Below are 20625 nucleotides of genomic sequence, written 5' to 3' on the forward strand. Positions count from 1 at the left end.
GCTAAAGGCTAAAGGCAACGTAACTTTTTAGTTACGTAAAGGTTTCCCAGTCTTCAACATATGCTGAATTCTTTCCAACGTTTTACGTTCTGTACATAGACTTAAGAAAGCTTCACGTTCAAGATCTAATAAATACTCTTCAGTTACCAATGTTGGTTCTGATAAATCTCCACCTGCCATTACATAGGCAAGTTTGTTTGCAATTTTCTGATCGTGCTCACTGATGTATTTACTTGCTTCCATCGCGTCAGTTCCAACTAAGAACATTCCTAAGGCTTGTTTCCCAAGTACTTTTACATCTTTTCTGCGTGCAGGTTGTGTATATCCAGATTCAGCCATGAGTTTCGCATGCGCTTTCGCTGTTGCGATTTGACGATCTTTGTTGACCACAACAACATCTTTTCCTTTTTGTAAAATACCCATATCAAAGGCTTCATAAGCAGAAGTTGCAACTTTAGCCATTCCGATGGTTAGGAAATATTCTTGCAATACGTTCAATTCTACATCACCTTTTCTAAAAGTATCAGAAGCTCTTAACGCCATTTCTTTTGATCCACCACCGCCGGGAATCACTCCAACGCCAAATTCAACCAATCCAATGTATGTTTCCGCCGCAGCGACTACTTTATCAGCATGCATAGAAAGCTCGCATCCACCACCAAGTGTCATTCCGTGTGGAGCAACCACAACAGGAATAGAAGAGTAGCGTGCGCGCATCATCGTGTTTTGGAACATTTTGATTGCCATGTTTAGCTCGTCATATTCTTGCTCAACAGCCATCATGAAAATCATTCCAATATTTGCACCCACAGAGAAGTTTGCCGCTTGATTCCCAATAACTAATCCTTGGAAATCAGTTTCTGCTAAATCAATTGCTTTATTGATTCCTGCTAAAACGCCACCACCTATGGTGTTCATTTTTGATTGGAATTCTAAGTTTAAGATTCCATCGCCTAAGTCTTCGATTACAGCTTCACTGTTTTTCCAAACTTCATTCGATTTGCGAATGTTATCTAGAATAATGAATGCATCTTGCCCTGGTTTTTTCGTTTGTGCTTTCGCTGGAATATCGTAGTAATACGTAGCTCCATTTTTTACTGTGTAGAATTTAGTTTCTCCAGCAGCAACCATTTCAGTTACCCAAGCAGCAGGTTCTTTTCCTTCTGCTTTCATGAGTTCAATTCCTTTTTCGATTCCGATAGCGTCCCAAATTTCAAACGGTCCGTTTTCCCATCCGAAACCTGCTTTCATTGCATCATCAATTCGGTATAATTCGTCAGAGATTTCAGGAATTCTATTTTGAACATACGCAAACATTGCTGCGAAGTTTTTACGGTAGAATTCACCCGCTTTATCTTTTCCACCAACTAATACTTTAAATCGATCAATTGGTTTGTCAATCGTTTTTGTTAATTCTAACGTCGCAAATTTTGCTTTTTGACTGCTTCTGTATTCAAGTGTATTTAAGTCTAACGTAAGAATTTCTTTTTTCCCAGCTGCATCTACATTTTTCTTGTAGAAACCTTGTCCCGTTTTACTTCCTAACCATTTGTTTTCCATCATTGTTTCGATGAAAGCAGGAAGCTTGAATAAGTCGTGTGCTTCGTCTTCTGGGCAGTTATTGTAGATTCCAGTGGCAACATGTACCAACGTATCTAATCCAACAACATCAACCGTTCTAAAGGTTGCTGATTTTGGACGACCAATTACTGGACCAGTTAATTTATCAACTTCTTCAACTGTTAAGCCTAATTCTTTTACTTGGTGAAATAAGCTCTGAATTCCGAAGATTCCAATTCTGTTTCCAATAAACGCTGGCGTATCTTTAGCTAATACAGATGTTTTTCCAAGGAATTTTTCACCATACATCATTAAGAAGTCTGTAACTTCTTGTTTGCAATCTGGTCCTGGAACAACTTCAAATAGTTTTAAGTATCGTGGCGGATTGAAAAAGTGCGTTACCGCGAAATGCTTCTGGAAGTCTTCGCTACGACCTTCATTCATAAAGTGAATTGGAATACCAGACGTGTTAGAAGTAATTAACGTTCCTGGTTTTCTGTATTTTTCAACTTTTTCAAATACTATTTTTTTGATGTCTAAACGTTCAACTACGACTTCAATAATCCAGTCGACATCTTTTATTTTTTGAATATCATCATCTAAGTTTCCTGTTGAAATTCTGTTAGCGAATTTCTGCGAATAAATCGGAGATGGTTTTGATTTAAGTGACGCTTTTAGGTTATCATTAACCATTCTATTACGTACTACTTTATCTTCAAGCGTTAATCCTTTTGCTTGTTCTTTATCGGTAAGTTCGCGAGGTACAATATCTAACAGTAATACCTCAACTCCAATATTTGCAAAATGACAGGCAATTCCAGAACCCATGATTCCAGAACCGATGACTGCTATTTTGTTAATTGATCGTTTCATCTTTTTTTCAATTTTTAGTTTGTTAGTCAAAATTTACTCGATAATCGATATTTTCATTTCTTCACAAATGTTTCGTGGGTTTACCTAGCGTTCGTTTGTTTTGTAATGAATCAAGTAGATTTCTGAATGATTTTATGGTTATTTATTATGTTCTAAAGTAACTTCCATATCGGAGTTATAGATTTTCTTATTGTTAATCAGCTCCAGAATAATTTCTGATACTTCATAGAAACTTTTTAATTTTTCTTCATTAATGTTTGCACGAATCGCATCATTGAAGCGAAATACAGTTGTTTTAGAAACAGCGCGCATTTCTTTTCCGAAATCTGTTAAACAGATCAATACACTACGTCCGTCTTTGGGATTCTTTTTTCGATAGATAAGCCCTTTTTCTTCCATACCTTTTAAGGTACGTGATAGACTTGTGGCTTCCATGCCCATTTTTGGTCCTAGTGTGGTAGATGGTGTTCCGTCTTCTTGATCAATACTAAGTAATGTGAAACCTGTTGCCATGGTACTTCCATACTTTCCAGCCTCTTCATTATACATTTTAGAGATGGCTTGCCAAGTGGCTCGCATTACGTGATCTATGGTTTTTTCTTTCATATAGTTGTTTGGTGCTCAAATATATGAAAAATATGCTATGCATGCATAATAAAAAAGGAAATAATTTTATGAATTTGCTAAAAAATTAGCAGTCAAGATAGGAGTATGGTAGAAAATATGCGTGTTATCGCGAATTTTGCAGAATTTTGTTGCATAGGAGTAAGATATAAAAAAACCGCCCAAACATCTTGGGCGGTTTTGATTTTATGCACGATCGTATATTTTTTCGCAGTAGTCTTTGTAAATTTCTTTGATGACTTTTCGTTTCATTTTCATCGTTGGGGTTAATTCGCCACCATCAATTGACCAAACTTTTGGGATGAGTTCAAAGCGTTTGATTTGTTCCCACTTTCCAAAGTTTTCATTGGCTTCATCAACTTCTTTTTGAATCCGTGCAATGATTTCCTCAGAAGCACATATTTCTTTTTCAGAAGTTCCGATATTTTTGTTTTTCTTTTCAATCCAACCTTTTATGAATTCAAAATTTGGTTGAATTAACGCGGCTGGCATTTTTTCGCCTTCACCAATCACCATAATTTGTTCGATGAATCGAGATTCTTTGAATTTGTTTTCAATCAATGCTGGAATTACATATTTTCCACCAGAGGTTTTAAACATATCTTTTTTACGATCTGTAATTTTTAAGAAACCATCAGAGCAAACTTCTCCAATATCTCCTGTATGGAAATATCCATCAGACATAACACTTGCCGTTTTTTCTGGATCTTTGTAATATCCTTGCATTACGTTGAGTCCTTTTACTAAGATTTCTCCGTCGCTAGCAATTTTTACTTCAACATTATCAATCACACGTCCTACGGTTCCAATTCGGAATCCACCATTTCGTTGATCATTTACAGTGACAACTGGCGATGTTTCAGTAAGTCCGTAACCTTCCATTATTGGAATTCCAGCTGCTGCAAATACGCGCGTTAAACGTGATTGTAATGGCGCACTTCCAGAAACCATCAGTTCAAGATTTCCACCTAAACCTTCTTTCCATTTGCTAAAAATTAACTTTCGAGCTATTTTCAATTTGGTTTCATACCACCAGCCATTTTGACCGTATGGTTCATATTTTAATCCGAGTTCTATTGCCCAGAAGAATAAACTCTTTTTGATTCCTGTTAAATCAGCTCCTTTCGCATATATTTTGTCATATACTTTTTCGTATAAACGTGGAACTGCTGTCATTACATTTGGCTTTACTTCCTTTAAGTTATCGCTAATCTTTTCAATCGATTCCGCAAAGAAAATTTCAATTCCACAATATTGATATAGATATAAAATCATGCGTTCAAATACGTGACAAACTGGTAAGAAGCTCAATGCTCTTGCTTTTCCAATGTGTAAAGGGACTCTTTTTTGACTGTCTAAAACATTTGAAACTAGGTTGTTGTGCGATAGCATTACACCTTTTGGTCTTCCTGTAGTTCCAGAAGTATATATTAAAGTAGCTAAATCGGCAGGTGTTACTGCATCTTTTCTAGCTTGTAATTCGTCATTATTGCTTGTATCTTCTCCAAGCTCTTTAACTTTAGACCAATTTGTTTCGCCAGTAATTTGATCAAAAGTGTATATTTCTTTTAACTTCGTATTTCCTTTAATAGCATTTAATTTCTCAACGATTTCAGCATCAGATGCAAAACAATAAATTGCTTCTGAGTGATTTAAAATATATTCGTAATCTTCCTTTGAAATTGTTGGATAAATAGGAACATTTTGCGCACCAGTTTGTAAAATACCAATGTCCATTATATTCCATTCCGTTCTATTATTAGATGATATTACTGCAATTTTATCATTGGGTTGAATACCTAAACGTAGTAATCCCCGACTAATAGCATTTGCTTGATCTATATATTCTTGTGTTGATGTAGAAATCCACTCTCCATTCACGAAAGAAGTTAATGATTTGGCTAAAGGATAGTTTTCTAATTGGTAATAGGGAAAATCAAATAGGCGAGTTACATTCATCATTCTTCAATTTGGTTTGTATGAAATTGCAAAATATGAAAATAGTTGACCATTTTCAAAAGGAATGTTTAAAAATGTATGTTATTTTTTAATAATAAAATAATTAAGAACCTATTGTTGTTGTGAATGTCATATTTTTTTTTAACTAATTTTTTATTTCTAACTCGCTCAGGTATAAGTACTTGTTTCTGTAAACAGGATATTATACGTAAAAAAAATCCAATTCTTTTTGTGTTATTTGATTGTAAGGGCTTTTAATGATTTTATCAATAAACCCTAAAATATTATTAACCTTTAAACCACAAAATTATGGGAATTCAAATGCTTTACGGAGTTGGGATTAGAGAAGCTATTGCTTCTAATAGTCTTGAAAAAATGAAAGCTGTTGCTGCACAAGCAGAAGTAACATTGAAAGCACAAGGAGATATAGGCGCTGCTTATGTTGAATTGAGAGATGCTATTCAAGCGCTTGAAGGCAAATAGTAAACCAAATTTTTGAAAGTTTGAGAAGAAGCCTCTTCTCAAACTTTTTTAATCCCAAAAAAAGAAAATTATGGAATTATTGAGTTCAAAAAGATATCGTGTTCGTGATGATTTTAAAACGGCGCGCCCAGTATATGTAGTTTGGGAAATTACTTTAGCCTGTAATTTGAAATGCACACATTGCGGTTCAAGAGCGGGTAAAGTGCGTCCTGGCGAATTGACAACGGAGCAATGTTTTGAAGTGATTGATAGTTTAAAACGATTAGGAACACGAGAAATTTCCATTATTGGAGGAGAAGCATTTTTGAGAAAAGATTGGCTAGACATTATTCGTAGAATTGATGAAAGTGGTATGGAATGTTCTATGCAAACAGGCGCGTACAATCTTACTGAAAAACGAATCATGGATGCGAAAGCAGCTGGAATTAAAAACATAGGTGTTTCAATAGATGGTTTAGAAAAAACACACAATGATATTCGTGGACGAAAGGATTCCTTCTCACAAGCAATCAACTGTTTGAGCTTGTTAAAAAAACATGGAATTGTATCGAGTGTGAATACAACAATGACAAAGAAGAATAAAGATGAGTTAGATGAATTGTTAGATATTCTAATTGCTAATGGAGTAAAAAATTGGCAAGTTCAATTGGTGGTTGCTATGGGAAATGCTGTTGATAATTCAGATGAACTTGTAATTCAACCTTATGAACTCATAGATTTTTATGAAAACTTAATTGTAATTTATAGAAAGGCCTTAGCGAATAATGTATTAGTGCAAGCAGGAAACAATATCGGATATTTTGGACCTTATGAGCATATTTGGAGACAAGGAAGTGTTGGGTATTATTCAGGGTGTTCAGCCGGACATACAGCTTTGGGAATTGAAGCTGACGGAATTATCAAAGGTTGTCCTTCATTACCAACAAGCGATTATACAGGAGGAAATGTAAAAGATATGAGTATTGAGGATATCTGGAAATATAGCGAACAAATGTTTTTCTCAAGATATCGAAATACAGAAGAAATGTGGGGCGGATGCAAAGGTTGTTATTATGAAACTTCTTGTTTGGCAGGTTGTAGTTGGACAAGTCATGTGTTATTTGGAAAACGAGGAAACAATCCATTTTGTCATCATAGAGCAATAGAACTGAATAAAAAAGGACATAAAGAACGAATTCGAAAAATAAAAGAAGCAGAAGGAACTTCGTTTGATTATGGATTGTATGAAGTTGTAGTAGAAGATTTTAATGGAAATATCATAGAAATACAAACGCCAACTTCTACGGAAACCATTGTGAATGAATATGAAAATAGAGTGCCAAGAGATCCAAAACCATTAAAATTATGTAAAGCGTGTAATCATCATATCTATGAAGCTTCAGAAGTCTGTGATTTTTGCCATAAAGATGTTGCAGAAACGAATGCGACGTATGAGAAAAACATGAAGAAAGCACAAGAGGTTTTAGAACGTTTAGAGCTTCTAATGAGTGCTCCCGCAGAATAATTTTAAAAAGAAAAAAGCAGTCTAAAAAGTCTTAATTATTGTCATTTCGAGCGCAGTCGAGAAATAATAAATTTTGAATATCAAAGCATTTCGACTGCGCTCAATGTGACAACTGCAAATATTTTAACTTTTTAGACAACCTCTATTTTTTCGCTTCAATCCATAAACGAGCATTCACAAATGCTTCTAACCAAGGAGAAACTTCGTCTTTTCGTCCTGCAGGATAATTTGCCCAATTCCATTGGAATGTAGAACGTTCAATATGTGGCATTGTTACCAAATGTCTTCCTGTTGCATCACACAACATTGCGGTATTAAAATCTGAACCATTAGGATTTGATGGATACGCTTCATAACCGTATTTCGCAACAATTGAATAGTCTTTTTCAGCAAGCGGTAAATCAAATTTTCCTTCTCCGTGAGAAATCCAAACGCCTAAAGTTGTGCCTGCTAAGCTAGAAAGCATTACCGAATTATTCTCTTGAATTTTTACCGAAGTAAACGCACTTTCGTGTTTTTGAGAATCGTTGTAGGTCATTTTTCCGTGTGTTTCATGCTCCGGATTAATCACTTCCAATTCCATAAACAATTGACAACCATTACAAATCCCGACTGATAAAGTATCTTCTCGCTTGAAGAAATTTTTCAATGCCGTATTTGCTTTTTCATTATATAAAAATGCGCCAGCCCAACCTTTTGCCGAACCTAATACATCCGAATTTGAAAATCCGCCGACAGCGCCAATAAACTGAATATCTTCTAAGGTTTCACGTCCCGAAATCAAATCGGTTGTATGTACATCTTTTACATCAAAACCAGCTAAATACATTGCGTTTGCCATTTCGCGTTCAGAATTTGAACCTTTTTCACGAATAATTGCTGCTTTTGGTCGTTTTCCGTCATTACGAGGAGTTTGCGACGAAGTAATCTCATTATTTGCAGCAGATTGCTTCACTGCGTTCGCAATGACGTCCTTTAATTTGCCCGTAAAGTGTGATGGAAATGTATACTGTAACGGTTGATTTTTAAAGTTTTCGTATCTCGCTTGCGCTAGATTGTTCGCGGTTTGTTTTTGATCGAGTAGGAACGAAGTTTTATACCAAGTATCTCTCGTTTCATTTACATTAAAAGTAAAATCTTGATCGTGATTTTTTATGTTGACAGTTGCTGTATTGGTTACATTTCCAATATTAAAAAAGGCAATATTGTTCGCTTTTAAGGTTTCTTCTACACTTTCGTCTGCTTGAAAAACGATCCCTGCATTTTCAGAAAATAGAAGTTTGATTGAATCTTCTTCTGTTAAATTTGACAAATCAAGGTCTGCGCCTAAATCTACTTCGGCAAAACACAATTCTAACAACGTCGTGATCAATCCGCCAGAAGCGACATCGTGTCCAGCTGCAATTTTATCTTCTTTAATTAAATTTTGAATCGTGTTAAATACTGTTTTTACATACGCCGCATCTTGAACGTTTGGCGCTTCGTTTCCAATCGTATTTAATACCTGATTGAAAGAACTTCCACCTAATTTAAAAGTATCTTGCGAAATGTTGATGTAATAAATATTTCCACCATTTTGTTGTAACACAGGTTCTACTACTTTCGTAATTTCACTACAATTTCCTGCCGCAGAAATAATCACCGTTCCTGGAGAAATCACTTCGTCGTCTGCGTATTTCTGCTTCATTGATAACGAATCTTTCCCTGTTGGAACGTTGATTCCTAAATCAATTGAAAACTCAGAAATTGCTTTTACAGCTTCATACAAACGTGCATCTTCACCTTCATTTTTACACGGCCACATCCAGTTTGCAGAGAGTGAAACACTTTGTAAGTTATCTTTTAGTGGTGCCCAAATAATATTGGTTAAGGCTTCTGTAATCGAATTGCGACTTCCAGCTACAGGATCTATCAATCCAGAAATTGGCGAATGTCCAATAGACGTTGCAATTCCTTCTTTTCCGTTATAATCCAATGCCATCACACCAACATTATTCAACGGAATTTGTAAGGCACCGACACATTGTTGTTTGGCAACTTTTCCACCCACACAGCGGTCTACTTTATTTGTTAACCAATCTTTACAAGCAACTGCTTCCAACTGCAATACTTGGTTGAGGTAGATGTGTAAATTTTTAGTTTTATATCGTGAATTCTTATAGTTTCTTTCAACAGTAACATCATTCATGATGGTTTTTGGAGAACTTCCAAACATATCACTCAAGGCTAAATCCATTGGTTTATCGCCTTTGGTTTTCGATTCAAATGTAAAACGATCGTCAGCAGTTACATCTCCAACGGTATACATTGGCGAACGTTCGCGCTCAGCAATTTTCTGAAGTGTTTCAATATGTTTTTCGGCAATCACCAATCCCATACGTTCTTGTGATTCGTTTCCGATAATTTCTTTCGCGGAAAGTGTCGGATCGCCCACAGGCAATTTATCCAAGTCAATTTTTCCACCAGTTTCTTCAACCAATTCCGAAAGACAGTTTAAGTGTCCACCAGCACCATGATCGTGAATGGAAACGATGTAATTTTCATCACTTTCCACCATGCCACGAATAGCGTTTGCTGCACGTTTTTGCATTTCAGGATTGGAACGTTGCACTGCATTTAGTTCAATTCCTGTGGAGAATGCGCCTGTATCTGCAGAAGAAACGGCTGCGCCGCCCATTCCAATTCGGTAATTTTCACCACCAAGAATGACAATTTTGTCGCCTTCTTTTGGAGTTTCTTTGATGGCCTGTGAAGCTTTCCCGTAACCAATTCCACCAGCTTGCATGATGACTTTGTCATACCCAAGTTTTCTAGATTTTGCAGTACTTGAAGCAGCATTTTCTTCATGTTCAAATGTTAATACGGAACCACAAATTAACGGTTGTCCAAATTTGTTTCCAAAATCAGAAGCACCATTGGAAGCTTTGATTAAAATGTCTACAGGTGTTTGGTATAACCAATCTCTGGCTTCAAATTTTTCTTCCCAATATCTCTTGTCTTCTAATCGCGAATAAGAAGTCATATAGACAGCTGTTCCAGCCAATGGTAAAGAACCTTGTCCGCCAGCAAGCCTATCTCTAATTTCTCCTCCAGCACCAGTTGCTGCGCCATTAAAAGGTTCAACCGTTGTTGGGAAGTTGTGTGTTTCTGCTTTTATTGAGATGACAGATTCAAATTCTTGAACGTCGTAAAAGTCTGGTTTGTCAGCCGTTTTTGGTCCAAACTGTGTCACTTTTGGACCTTTTATGAAAGCTACATTGTCTTTATAAGCTGAAACAATATCGTTTGGATGTTGCTTTGATGTTTCTTTAATCAGTTTGAATAATGATGTTGGTTTTTCTTCGCCATCAATGATAAATGTTCCGTTGAATATTTTGTGTCTACAGTGTTCTGAATTGACTTGTGAGAATCCAAATACTTCGGAATCCGTTAGTTTTCGACCTAGTTTTTCAGCAAGTTGTTCTAAGTATTCAATTTCTTCAATATTTAAAGCCAAACCTTCTTGTTCATTATAGGCGGCAATATTGTCAATGTCTAGGATTGCTTCTGGTTCAACATCAATCGTAAAAGTATCTTGATGTAATCCATTGAATTTTTGAGAAATCATCGGGTCAAAATCTGTGAATTCTTCAGCGACCGCTTTAAATTCTTCAATTCGGATAATACCTTCAATGCCCATATTTTGGGTGATTTCCACGGCATTTGTACTCCAAGGAGTTATCATTGCTGCTCTAGGACCAACAAAAAAAGCATCCAAAGATGCTTGTTCAATTTTAGGTGCGTTGCCAAAAAGCCAGTTGAGTTTTGCAACGTTTTCTGTTGATAATTCTTTTACTGTTTGTACAGCAAATATTTTACTGTGTACGTTTCCAAAGAAATGAATCATTATGTAGTTGTTTGCGTTGTTGTTTTTAAAAGTGCAAATTTAATCTATTTAGCGATAATTCGACTCAAAATTGATCGTATAATTTAGGAGTTATTCACGAGGTTTTAAACAAAAAAAAGTAGCACAAGGCTACTTTTTAAATTGTATTTGGAATGGATACTTATATTTTAGAGACTTTAGCATCTTCAATATCAACCCATCTTCCATTTGGATTTAAGTATGAAAAGTTAGCTGTTCCACCTGACCAGTCTTCTTCTAGTACCATTCGTAATTTTGTGTTTGGTAATAAAACGGGTCCAATTCCAGCATTTGGCGGCCATTTTATAGTAGGATATCCTTCGGTAACTACCAATATTTTTGTATTCTTTGGCATTACTGTCATGTACGTATAATCACCGTGTAAAGTTGTCATCAAATCTAATGGAGGGTTTGATGTGTCTGTAATGTTCCCTTGTCCATTTACTCTTTGATTTGGAGTAGAAACAGTTAAGTGTACTTCAAATCTTGGCGCGCCCATTAGTCCTGTTGTAATCTCGTAAGAAACAATAAATAGTCCTGTTTTCATGATATAGTTTTTTATGATTAATAATACCATTAAGTTAGTAAAAAAAACTATATTTAGTAAGATAAAAACTACCTATTTTTAAAAAATAGGTATAAATGCTTACTTTCTCAAATTCCTCTATTATAGGCTTCCTTAATCCAGTTTTTCACATCTTCTGTAATGTCATCAATAGTTGCTAGGCGAATTCTGTGTGTGCACATCGCACTGAAACTTCCAGAGTTTTCTAAGATACCTTCTGCTTCTTTGCCTTTTAGGTTTAAACCAAGATCAACACGCGTTTTTGTTGATGGTTGAATGATGACGAATTGTTTTTTTCTTCGCACACTTACGTACGCTTTTTTTGGTGCGAACTCAATATCATTCCCTAATGTTTCGATGTATGATTTTAGCGTATCATAAATAGGTTTTAATGCTTCTTTTTTCTCGTATTGCGAAGCTACTAAATCAACAGTTTGTGTCTTATCTTCTTTGGATAGATGCACAATGGTATTGGCAAAACCATGCGTAACGCCGTGTTCCTTTTTAAGAAAGTTGACAGCTTCAGAATGTTTTGTAAATGGTTGCTTTTTTAGAATTTCGAGCCAAGCATCAAGCGATTTTCCTGTTTTTTCAGGCATGTTTGCGATCATTGTTTCGAGAGCTTTGTCCATAATGAGAAGTTTCAAGTGGTTTGAAATGTTAAGATATACATTCTGATGAAAATCAAAAAAAATATTAGATAGGTTTTTGTATATTACTAACATAATTTTAATGAACCTATGTATACAAGAAGAATATTTCCTGTGGCAGGCGTTTTAAAATGGACGCGTCGCCATATTTTTTTATTTCTAATTTTAGCCACAATTCCTGTGATTTTATTTGATGTGGTTGGATTAAAATGGTTGTATGTACCTTGGTTGCCTTTAGGTGTTTTAGGTACAGCCGTTGCTTTTATTGTCAGTTTTAAGAATAATGCTTCGTATGATCGTTTATGGGAAGCCCGAAAAATTTGGGGCGGAATCGTAAATACATCACGTTCATGGACCATTATGGTGAAAGATTATATCACGAATGATTTTGCCGAGATTTCTATTGGAGAAAAAGAATTGTACGCTATTAAACGCGAATTGGTCCACAGGCATGTGGCTTGGTTGACGGCGTTGCGTTATCAATTGCGAAAAGACAGACCATGGGAAATGCATTTGAAGAACAAGCGATCGAATAAAGAGTTTCGTTCTAGAACATTTAAAGTGTGTGAAGATGAGGAACCGATTTCAGAAATCATCAAACCATATATTTCTCAAAAAGAACATGATGAAATTTTCGCCAAAGGCAATCAAGCCTCGCAATTACTTGGAATTCAATCCAAACGCTTGAAAGAGTTGAAACAAAAAGGACTCATTGATGATTTTCGCCACATGGAAATGACCAATGTTTTGGTAGAATTTTACACATTGCAAGGAAAAAGTGAGCGAATTAAAAACTTTCCGTATCCAAGGCAGTTTGCTACTTTGAACTATATTTTTGTTTGGATATTTGTAATTCTATTACCTTTTGGAATTATGGGTGGATTTGAAGAAATTGGTTCAAAAATTTTAAATGAATTAAACGCAGAATCTCATCAACATGCAGAATCTGTAATACATAATATTCAACATTTTATAACGAAACACTTTGTTTGGTTCTCTATTCCTTTTAGCGCTTTGTTATCATGGGTTTTTCATACAATGGAAGCTATTGGAGAAAATACCGAAAACCCTTTTGAAGGCGGACCAAACGATATACCGATTACGGATATGAGTAGAGGAATCGAAATCGATATTAGACAATTGATTGATGATACAGATATTCCTGCACCGTACGAATGGAAAAATCATATTGTCATGTAATTATTAACCAAAAACACCATATTATGAGTGGAAAAGTAAAAGAAGTCAAAGAAACTAAAGAAGCAATGAAAGCTAAAGCAAGAGCTAAATGGCAAAAGAAAGTTTTGAAACGTTTAAAAAAAGGAAACTATCGTTTTGTACATGATAAATTAAAAAATGAAAATCAAGATAGCGCACAACGTAAGAAATGGAACGAAACACAAAAACCGTTTGCAATTGTGTTAAGTTGTGCAGATAGTAGAGTAGTGCCAGAACTTACTTTTGATACAGGTTTAGGAGAATTATTCGTAGTACGTGTTGCAGGAAATGTAGCAAATACGGATTCTATCGCAAGTATCGAATATGCAGTAGCTGTCTTAAAATGTGAAGTGATTGTAGTATTAGGTCACGAAGGTTGTGGAGCCGTTGGCGCAGCAATGGACGGAAACGATATGGGTTATAATTTGAATCATTTATTGGTGAATATTTTACCAGCTGTGAAAGCTTGCGGATGTGGTGCTCCTAAAGACAATGTAATTGTTGAAAATGCATTGCATGCAGCTAATGAATTGACGGATCGTTCTGAAATTATCAGCGATGCTGTGAAAGGTTCAAGATTAAAAATCCATACAGGGTATTATCACTTAGAAAGTGGGAAAGTAGAATTTAATAAAAAGTCTCCTTGTAGAGAGAAGAAAGATAAATAGACATGTTTAGACTTGTTAGATTTCTAGATTTTAGACTTTTGTAAATCTTTCAATCATTGAATATATAAAAAAACGCACTGAAATTTCAGTGCGTTTTTGGTTTTATTTAGTTGTAAGAACCGATTATTTCATCGCGCCTACCATATCTTCTGGTTTTACCCATGCGTCATATTCTTCTGGAGTAACGTAGCCTAAATTGACAGCTTCTTCACGCAACGTAGTTCCGTTTTGATGTGCTGTGTTTGCTATTTCGGCAGCTTTGTAATACCCAATTTTTGTATTTAATGCAGTAACTAACATTAATGAATTGTTTACCAATTCGTTGATTCTTGCATGATTTGGCTCAATTCCAGCAGCACAATTCACATCAAAACTTACACATGCATCACCAATTAGTTGTGCAGATTGTAATAAGTTGGCAATCATCATTGGTTTGAAAACATTGAGTTCGTAATGACCTTGTGTTCCACCAACGGTTACGGCAACATCGTTTCCAATAACTTGCGCGCATACCATTGTAATTGCTTCACATTGTGTTGGATTTACTTTTCCTGGCATGATAGAACTTCCTGGTTCGTTAGCCGGAATGATCAATTCGCCAATTCCTGAACGTGGTCCGGAAGCCATCATACGAATATCATTCGCAATTTTATTTAAAGAAACTGCTAATAGTTTTAATGCATTATGTGTTTCCACAATTGCATCATGTGCAGCTAAGGCTTCAAATTTGTTTTCAGCAGTTACAAAAGGTAAGTCTGTAAAACGTGCGATGAATTCAGAAACTCGTTTTGCGTATCCTTTTGGTGTGTTTAATCCTGTTCCAACAGCTGTTCCGCCTAAAGCCAATTCGCTTAAGTGTGCTAGCGTGTGTTCTAAAGATTTTAAACCGTGATTTAATTGTGAAACATATCCAGAGAATTCTTGTCCTAATGTTAACGGCGTAGCGTCCATTAAGTGCGTTCTTCCGATTTTTACAACATTTTTGAATTCTTCTGATTTCTTTTTTAAGGTATCTCTAAGTTGCGAAACACCTGGAATGGTATTTTCAACAATCTTTTTATATGCAGCAATGTGCATTCCTGTTGGAAATGTATCGTTTGAAGATTGTGATTTGTTGACATCATCATTTGGCTGAATTGTTTTTTCACCTTCTCCAATCACTTTTCCAGCTAATTGATGTGCTCTGTTTGCAATCACTTCGTTCACATTCATGTTTGATTGCGTTCCAGAACCTGTTTGCCATATTACTAAAGGAAACTGATCATCGTGTTTTCCTGCTAAGATTTCATCGCATACTTCAGCGATCATATCTCTTTTTTCAATTGGTAACACACCTAATTCACAGTTTGTAAAAGCTGCAGCTTTCTTTAAATAAGCAAATCCGTATACAACTTCTAGCGGCATGCTTGCGGGCGCGCCAATTTTAAAATTATTTCTTGAACGTTCAGTTTGTGCTCCCCAAAGTTTATCTGCGGGAACTTTCACTTCGCCCATGGTATCTTTCTCTATTCTATATTCCATCTGGATTAGTTTTTAGCCTTGCAAAATTACGATTTTTTGTGTGAATGAAGATTAAAAAAGGTAAAAACACGCATTAATTTGGGGTTTTTCACGGGGGAATTTTCGCTAACTATTTATCATTTTCACTCGCGTAAATAATTAACCATAAAAATAAATCGTATGCAATCTAAAACAAAATCGTCTATTAAGCTTCCCCAATCCTTATCACTAAAGATAGAAACGAATACAGAACCTAGTGATAAATTATCTAGAAGTTTAATTTTTGAAAATTACGAAGGAAGACGAATTGAGTTAGGTTTTAAACTTAGAAAAACAGCTTCTAACACACTTGAAATTTCAGAATTTACTGATACAACACATAGTTTACAAGTATTGGGAAGTCTGAATCATCGTTCGTATTGGGATAAGATTTATTTGCGAAATAATAGTGGAACTAGTGAAATTGATATTAAAAAAATGTGCTTCACCATACATTATCATCGTGTAGTTTCGGGAGCAGTTAAAGATATAGCGATGTTATCTAAAACACGCATTAATAAAAAGCTACCAGCTAATAGTGGAGAGCTACTTTTAACGCCATATATTGAAAAGCATTTACTCAAGCATGCTGGGCTTCACAGAGGATTTCATCATCAAGTAGCAAAGTTAGCGGTTAAAGATATAGGCAAAAGCGGGACTAGTGATAAAGGTTATGATGAGTATGGTGACAATCCAAAGTATAGAGGTTGGATTAGTTATGAGTGCAGCGAATTTGTATCTTGGTATTTGCATGAAACCGATTGCTGGAAAGATTTAAATCATCAACCAAATACTGTTTTTAGAGATATTACTTTTACTGGGGAGTTACACACTATATTTAAAGCTGCTTCTAAAACCTATTATTACCATAGTGGAAAAAAGAAATTTATCAATGAAGTTACTGGAGTGGAATATGTACCAAAGGCGGGCGATCCATTGTTAAGAAGAGGAAATGGTAAATTTGAACATGCTATGATTTTACTCAAATGGAATCCAAAAAGCTTAACAACTACTGTTATTGATGGACCTTATCCTGTATGCATCCGAACCGTAGATATCGATGCTTTGGAAACGAGAACAAATGATCCAAAAGATTTTATCGTTTGCGAATTAGAACCAAAACGATATACCGCAGTCATAAGAAAGGGAAGCATACGCAGCGCAGTTAAGAAATAACATAAATTTTAATACTAGAAATTGTTAATAATTATGGACGATTGGGTATGAAAATTTAATTTAATACAATATCTTTGTAGCTGAATTCGATAAATTCCGGAAAATATGTTTGAATTTGATCAATATTTAGGCTTCTTAGCTTTCCTTACAATCCTAACTATAGGATTTTGGTTAATGATTCTTTTATTAACGTTTATTGTCCCTTATTGGGTTACAGGAGCGTTAAAAGAGCGTTTTGACGAGTGGAGAGCTGCTAAAAAAGATTCCTAAATAATTTAAAGGACAAAAATAAAAAGGGAACTCATTAATTTGAGTTCCCTTTTTTTATATGGTAAATTGAAATGATTCGTTTATTTCAATGCTGCAAATAATAATTCAGCGACTTTCTCAGAAGATGCAGGATTTTGACCTGTAATCAACAAACCATCTTTTACGGCATGCGGATTCCAATCGGCAACTTTAGAATAAATTCCACCATTTTCTTTCAACATATCTTCTACTAAAAACGGCACAACATCTGTCAATTGAACAGCTGCTTCCTCACTATTGGTAAATCCAGTTACATTTTTATTTTTCACCAAAGGTGTTCCATCTGTATTTTTTACACTTTTAAATACGGCAGGCGCATGACAAACGGCTGCTACAGGTTTGTTATTATTGTAGAATGATTCAATCAATTTAATAGAATTTGGATCTTCCGCTAAATCCCATAGAGGACCATGTCCACCTGGATAAAAAACAGCATCATAATCAGCTTCGTTTACCGTTTCTAATTTTATGGTGTTTGCTAAAAGCGTTTGTGTTTCTGTATCTTCGTTAAAACGTTTTGTTGCGGCTGTTTGAAAATCTTCACCTTCACTTTTTGGATCAATTGGTGGCTGTCCGCCTTTTGGAGACGCAAGCGTAATAATAACATTTTTATCTTTTAATGCGTAATATGGAGCCGCAAACTCTTCAATCCAGAAGCCAGTTTTTTCTCCTGTATTTCCTAATTGGTCATGACTCGTTAATACGAATAATACTTTTTTCATATGCTTTTCTACATTTTTAGTTTTATGATTATCTATGGGGACTTTTTCTGATTTCATCGTACAGGCAGTAATTAAGATAATTACAGCGAGTACACTCATTATATATTTCATAGGGGAGGTGTTTTATAATACAAATATAGGTAATGATGGGCAAAAAAAAATTGATGTATGTTAAGAATTACTTTTCGAAATTTCTTTGCGAATCCGACTTAGACTTTCGGTCGTAATGCCTAAATAAGAAGCAATATGATAGTTTTTTACGTGTTGCTCAATATTGGGATAATCGTGTGTGAAGTTGAGGTAGCGTTCTTTGGCAGATTGTGATAAATTGGCTAGAATTCTCTTTTGGAAACTCATAAACGAGCGTTCAAGCTTTTTGCGAATGAAGTGTTCTATTTTTGGAATTTTAGTATAAATTTCTTCCACATCATCTCTAGAAATTTTATATAAAGTCGCATCTTCAATACATTCAATAAATAACACAGATTTTGTTTCAGAAAAATAACCAATATAATCGCTAATCCACCAACCTTTAATTGCAAATTGAATCGTATGTTCTTTTCCAGATTTTGAAACCAGATACGTTCGCAAACAACCATCAAACACAAAAAATTGATGATCTACTTTTTCATCAGCACGTAAAACTATTTCTCCTTTGTCAAAAGTAACTTTCTTGTATTTACTTCCAATCAAAGCAATTTCATCCTCAGTGAAGGAAAGATCATCGTGGTAAATCTCTTTAACAATAGAGTATGGGTGTTGCATATAATAGGTAATGAACTATAAATTTACATAATTTAATGTCTTTGTAGTATTTTTATGTAATTATTTTCATTCAAGAGATACGTGTTCTAATTAGATTGAATTAAACAACACCTTTTATAAAATCTTTAAAAAAATAAAAGTTATGTGTATTGCTCTTTGCTTTTTCTTAATTTCGCAATCTGAAAACAGCATACATGATTACAGTAGATAATATTGCCGTAGAATTTAGTGGAACAACCTTGTTTAGCGATGTAAATTTTGTCATCAATGAAAATGATAAAATTGCCTTGATGGGGAAAAATGGAGCAGGAAAATCTACCATGATGAAAATTGTGGCTGGCGTGCAAAATGCAACACGAGGAAAAATAAGTACTCCAAAAGATACTGTAATTGCGTATTTGCCGCAACACTTACTCACAGAAGATAATTGTACGGTATTTGAAGAAGCTTCGAAAGCATTTGCACATATTTTTAAAATGCGCGATCAAATGGACGTGTTCAATAAAGAATTGGAAGCACGCACCGATTATGAAAGTGATGCGTACATGAAAATCATTGAGCAAGTTTCGGAATTGGGCGAACAATTTTATGCACTAGAAGAAATAAATTACGATGCAGAAGTTGAAAAAGCACTAAAAGGATTGGGTTTTAAGCAAGATGATTTTCAACGAATGACCAGCGAATTTAGTGGTGGATGGCGTATGCGAATTGAATTAGCTAAGATTTTACTTCAAAAACCTGATTTAATTTTGCTTGATGAGCCAACGAATCACATTGACATTGAATCTGTAATTTGGTTGGAAGATTTCTTAGTAAACAAAGCAAATGCTGTGATGGTAATTTCGCATGATAGAGCGTTTATTGACAACATCACAAATCGTACAATTGAAGTCACGATGGGACGTATTTACGATTACAAAGCCAACTATTCTCACTATTTAGAATTGCGCGCCGATCGCAGAACACATCAAATAAAAGCATACCAAGAACAACAACGAATTATAGCGGATAATCAGGCATTTATTGATCGTTTTAAAGGAACATTCTCCAAAACGAATCAAGTGGCTTCGCGTGTTCGGATGTTGGAAAAATTACAAATCATTGAAATAGATGAGGTTGATAATTCGGCATTAAAACTAAAATTTCCACCTGCACCACGTTCGGGAGATTATCCAATCATTGTAGAAGATTTGACAAAGAAATACGACGAACATGTTGTATTTAAAAATGCCAGTTTTTCTATTGCTCGTGGCGAAAAAGTATCGTTTGTTGGACGAAATGGAGAAGGAAAATCAACAATGATAAAATCTATTTTGGGCGAAATTGAACACGAAGGAACGTGTACGCTCGGTCACAATGTAAAAGTTGGATACTTTGCGCAAAATCAAGCTTCTTTATTAGATCAGAGTTTGACAATTTTTCAAACGGTTGATGATGTTGCCAAAGGTGATGTTCGAACACAAATAAAAAATATTCTCGGTCAATTCATGTTCAAAGGTGATGATATTGACAAAAAAGTAAGTGTACTTTCTGGTGGAGAAAAAACGCGTTTGGCAATGGTGAAACTGCTGTTAGAACCTGTAAATTTGTTGATTCTGGATGAACCAACAAACCATTTAGACTTACGTTCAAAAGATGTATTAAAAGATGCTTTAAAAGCATTTGACGGAACATTAATTCTCGTGTCGCATGATCGTGATTTCTTGCAAGGTTTATCTCAAAAAGTATTCGAATTCAAAGAACAACGTGTCATTGAACATTTTGAAACTATTGATGCTTTCTTAGAGCGAAATCGCATTAAAAGCATCAAAGAAATTGATTTGAAGATGTAGTTTATTCTTAAAAAATATGTAGGTAAATATGTTAATTTATTCTTAAATACGGTAATACCGTATTACTAAAATTTATGACTTTTGTATATTAATGTATGTTTAATTAAAAAATTAAAAGTCATGAAAAAAAGAACTTTAAAATCATTATCACTTAACAAAAAAACAATATCAAAGATGGAAATGATTGCTTCGAGTGGTGGCGATTGTACATCGACATACGATGTGTGTGAAAGACAATGTATTTATACAATTTGTCCCATTGCTGGAGCAACTT

16 protein-coding genes are annotated in these 20625 nt (G+C 35.0%); 7 read left to right on the forward strand and 9 right to left on the reverse strand.

Annotation, left to right across the window (positions count from 1 at the left end; translation table 11 throughout):
• Positions 1 to 27: 27 nt before the first annotated feature.
• From H2O64_RS04350 to H2O64_RS04360, 3 genes are all read right to left on the reverse strand, one after another.
• Entirely contained in the window at positions 28 to 2433 is a 2406-nt protein-coding gene (locus tag H2O64_RS04350; RefSeq protein WP_187560923.1) for a 3-hydroxyacyl-CoA dehydrogenase/enoyl-CoA hydratase family protein, read from the reverse strand.
• Between the two features lie 138 nt (positions 2434 to 2571).
• Positions 2572 to 3039 (reverse strand): MarR family winged helix-turn-helix transcriptional regulator, encoded by a 468-nt coding sequence (locus H2O64_RS04355; protein ID WP_187560924.1) that lies wholly within the window; start codon positions 3037 to 3039, stop codon positions 2572 to 2574.
• A 204-nt stretch (positions 3040 to 3243) separates the two neighbouring features.
• Positions 3244 to 5019, reverse strand: coding sequence for an AMP-dependent synthetase/ligase (locus tag H2O64_RS04360; RefSeq protein ID WP_187560925.1), 1776 nt, complete (start codon positions 5017 to 5019; stop codon positions 3244 to 3246).
• Between the two features lie 306 nt (positions 5020 to 5325).
• Between H2O64_RS04360 and H2O64_RS04365 the strand changes: the two genes are divergently transcribed.
• Both H2O64_RS04365 and H2O64_RS04370 read left to right on the forward strand, forming a co-directional pair.
• Complete coding sequence (locus H2O64_RS04365; RefSeq protein WP_187560926.1) at positions 5326 to 5499, forward strand: DUF1843 domain-containing protein; 174 nt, start codon at positions 5326 to 5328, stop codon at positions 5497 to 5499.
• A 70-nt stretch (positions 5500 to 5569) separates the two neighbouring features.
• On the forward strand, positions 5570 to 7003 hold the full coding sequence (locus H2O64_RS04370) for a radical SAM/SPASM domain-containing protein (RefSeq protein ID WP_187560927.1): 1434 nt from the start codon (positions 5570 to 5572) through the stop codon (positions 7001 to 7003).
• A gap of 142 nt (positions 7004 to 7145) precedes the next feature.
• Here H2O64_RS04370 and purL read toward each other — a convergent pair whose 3' ends face one another.
• The 3 genes from purL to H2O64_RS04385 all read right to left on the reverse strand — a co-directional run bounded on the left by purL (position 7146) and on the right by H2O64_RS04385 (position 12104).
• Positions 7146 to 10889, reverse strand: a complete 3744-nt coding sequence (gene purL, locus H2O64_RS04375; RefSeq protein ID WP_187560928.1) for a phosphoribosylformylglycinamidine synthase — start codon at positions 10887 to 10889, stop codon at positions 7146 to 7148.
• 160 nt (positions 10890 to 11049) lie between these two features.
• Positions 11050 to 11454, reverse strand: coding sequence for a DUF1842 domain-containing protein (locus H2O64_RS04380; RefSeq protein ID WP_187560929.1), 405 nt, complete (start codon positions 11452 to 11454; stop codon positions 11050 to 11052).
• A 107-nt stretch (positions 11455 to 11561) separates the two neighbouring features.
• Positions 11562 to 12104, reverse strand: coding sequence for a DUF4287 domain-containing protein (locus H2O64_RS04385; protein ID WP_187560930.1), 543 nt, complete (start codon positions 12102 to 12104; stop codon positions 11562 to 11564).
• 108 nt (positions 12105 to 12212) lie between these two features.
• Here H2O64_RS04385 and H2O64_RS04390 point away from each other — a divergent pair, with 108 nt between their 5' ends.
• On the forward strand, positions 12213 to 13322 hold the full coding sequence (locus H2O64_RS04390; RefSeq protein WP_187560931.1) for a bestrophin family protein: 1110 nt from the start codon (positions 12213 to 12215) through the stop codon (positions 13320 to 13322).
• A 23-nt stretch (positions 13323 to 13345) separates the two neighbouring features.
• Positions 13346 to 14008 (forward strand): carbonic anhydrase, encoded by a 663-nt coding sequence (locus H2O64_RS04395; protein ID WP_235982767.1) that lies wholly within the window; start codon positions 13346 to 13348, stop codon positions 14006 to 14008.
• 123 nt (positions 14009 to 14131) lie between these two features.
• Here the strand turns inward: H2O64_RS04395 and fumC are convergent, their stop codons facing one another.
• Positions 14132 to 15529 carry a class II fumarate hydratase gene (gene fumC / locus H2O64_RS04400; protein ID WP_187560932.1) on the reverse strand — a complete coding sequence of 466 codons (1398 nt, stop codon included), beginning with the start codon at positions 15527 to 15529 and terminating at the stop codon, positions 14132 to 14134.
• A gap of 159 nt (positions 15530 to 15688) precedes the next feature.
• Between fumC and H2O64_RS04405 the strand changes: the two genes are divergently transcribed.
• Both H2O64_RS04405 and H2O64_RS04410 read left to right on the forward strand, forming a co-directional pair.
• Positions 15689 to 16723: a hypothetical protein gene (locus H2O64_RS04405; RefSeq protein ID WP_187560933.1), complete on the forward strand. Its 1035-nt coding sequence runs from the start codon at positions 15689 to 15691 to the stop codon at positions 16721 to 16723.
• A gap of 105 nt (positions 16724 to 16828) precedes the next feature.
• The gene (locus H2O64_RS04410) at positions 16829 to 16993 is read left to right on the forward strand and encodes a hypothetical protein (RefSeq protein ID WP_187560934.1); all 165 of its coding nucleotides are present in this window, start codon (positions 16829 to 16831) and stop codon (positions 16991 to 16993) included.
• A gap of 80 nt (positions 16994 to 17073) precedes the next feature.
• Here H2O64_RS04410 and H2O64_RS04415 read toward each other — a convergent pair whose 3' ends face one another.
• Together H2O64_RS04415 and H2O64_RS04420 are read right to left on the reverse strand one after the other, a co-directional pair.
• Positions 17074 to 17754 carry a type 1 glutamine amidotransferase domain-containing protein gene (locus H2O64_RS04415; protein WP_394368165.1) on the reverse strand — a complete coding sequence of 227 codons (681 nt, stop codon included), beginning with the start codon at positions 17752 to 17754 and terminating at the stop codon, positions 17074 to 17076.
• Between the two features lie 171 nt (positions 17755 to 17925).
• A complete protein-coding gene (locus tag H2O64_RS04420) occupies positions 17926 to 18519 on the reverse strand; it encodes a Crp/Fnr family transcriptional regulator (RefSeq protein ID WP_187560936.1) in 594 nt (197 codons plus the stop codon).
• Positions 18520 to 18713: 194 nt separating this feature from the next.
• Here H2O64_RS04420 and H2O64_RS04425 point away from each other — a divergent pair, with 194 nt between their 5' ends.
• A complete protein-coding gene (locus H2O64_RS04425) occupies positions 18714 to 20351 on the forward strand; it encodes an ABC-F family ATP-binding cassette domain-containing protein (RefSeq protein ID WP_187560937.1) in 1638 nt (545 codons plus the stop codon).
• Positions 20352 to 20625: the final 274 nt, after the last annotated feature.

The sequence above is a fragment of the Kordia aestuariivivens genome, from assembly GCF_014397005.1.
GTDB classification, from domain to species: domain Bacteria; phylum Bacteroidota; class Bacteroidia; order Flavobacteriales; family Flavobacteriaceae; genus Kordia; species Kordia aestuariivivens.

What these genes read in the sequence shown, in the direction of transcription:
- H2O64_RS04350 (WP_187560923.1), bottom strand. Translation starts at nt 2,433, where the DNA reads ATGAAACGATCAATTAACAAAATAGCAGTCATCGGTTCTGGAATCATG.
- H2O64_RS04355 (WP_187560924.1), bottom strand. Translation starts at nt 3,039, where the DNA reads ATGAAAGAAAAAACCATAGATCACGTAATGCGAGCCACTTGGCAAGCC.
- H2O64_RS04360 (WP_187560925.1), bottom strand. Translation starts at nt 5,019, where the DNA reads ATGATGAATGTAACTCGCCTATTTGATTTTCCCTATTACCAATTAGAA.
- H2O64_RS04365 (WP_187560926.1), top strand. Translation starts at nt 5,326, where the DNA reads ATGGGAATTCAAATGCTTTACGGAGTTGGGATTAGAGAAGCTATTGCT.
- H2O64_RS04370 (WP_187560927.1), top strand. Translation starts at nt 5,570, where the DNA reads ATGGAATTATTGAGTTCAAAAAGATATCGTGTTCGTGATGATTTTAAA.
- purL (WP_187560928.1), bottom strand. Translation starts at nt 10,889, where the DNA reads ATGATTCATTTCTTTGGAAACGTACACAGTAAAATATTTGCTGTACAA.
- H2O64_RS04380 (WP_187560929.1), bottom strand. Translation starts at nt 11,454, where the DNA reads ATGAAAACAGGACTATTTATTGTTTCTTACGAGATTACAACAGGACTA.
- H2O64_RS04385 (WP_187560930.1), bottom strand. Translation starts at nt 12,104, where the DNA reads ATGGACAAAGCTCTCGAAACAATGATCGCAAACATGCCTGAAAAAACA.
- H2O64_RS04390 (WP_187560931.1), top strand. Translation starts at nt 12,213, where the DNA reads ATGTATACAAGAAGAATATTTCCTGTGGCAGGCGTTTTAAAATGGACG.
- H2O64_RS04395 (WP_235982767.1), top strand. Translation starts at nt 13,346, where the DNA reads ATGAGTGGAAAAGTAAAAGAAGTCAAAGAAACTAAAGAAGCAATGAAA.
- fumC (WP_187560932.1), bottom strand. Translation starts at nt 15,529, where the DNA reads ATGGAATATAGAATAGAGAAAGATACCATGGGCGAAGTGAAAGTTCCC.
- H2O64_RS04405 (WP_187560933.1), top strand. Translation starts at nt 15,689, where the DNA reads ATGCAATCTAAAACAAAATCGTCTATTAAGCTTCCCCAATCCTTATCA.
- H2O64_RS04410 (WP_187560934.1), top strand. Translation starts at nt 16,829, where the DNA reads ATGTTTGAATTTGATCAATATTTAGGCTTCTTAGCTTTCCTTACAATC.
- H2O64_RS04415 (WP_394368165.1), bottom strand. Translation starts at nt 17,754, where the DNA reads ATGAAAAAAGTATTATTCGTATTAACGAGTCATGACCAATTAGGAAAT.
- H2O64_RS04420 (WP_187560936.1), bottom strand. Translation starts at nt 18,519, where the DNA reads ATGCAACACCCATACTCTATTGTTAAAGAGATTTACCACGATGATCTT.
- H2O64_RS04425 (WP_187560937.1), top strand. Translation starts at nt 18,714, where the DNA reads ATGATTACAGTAGATAATATTGCCGTAGAATTTAGTGGAACAACCTTG.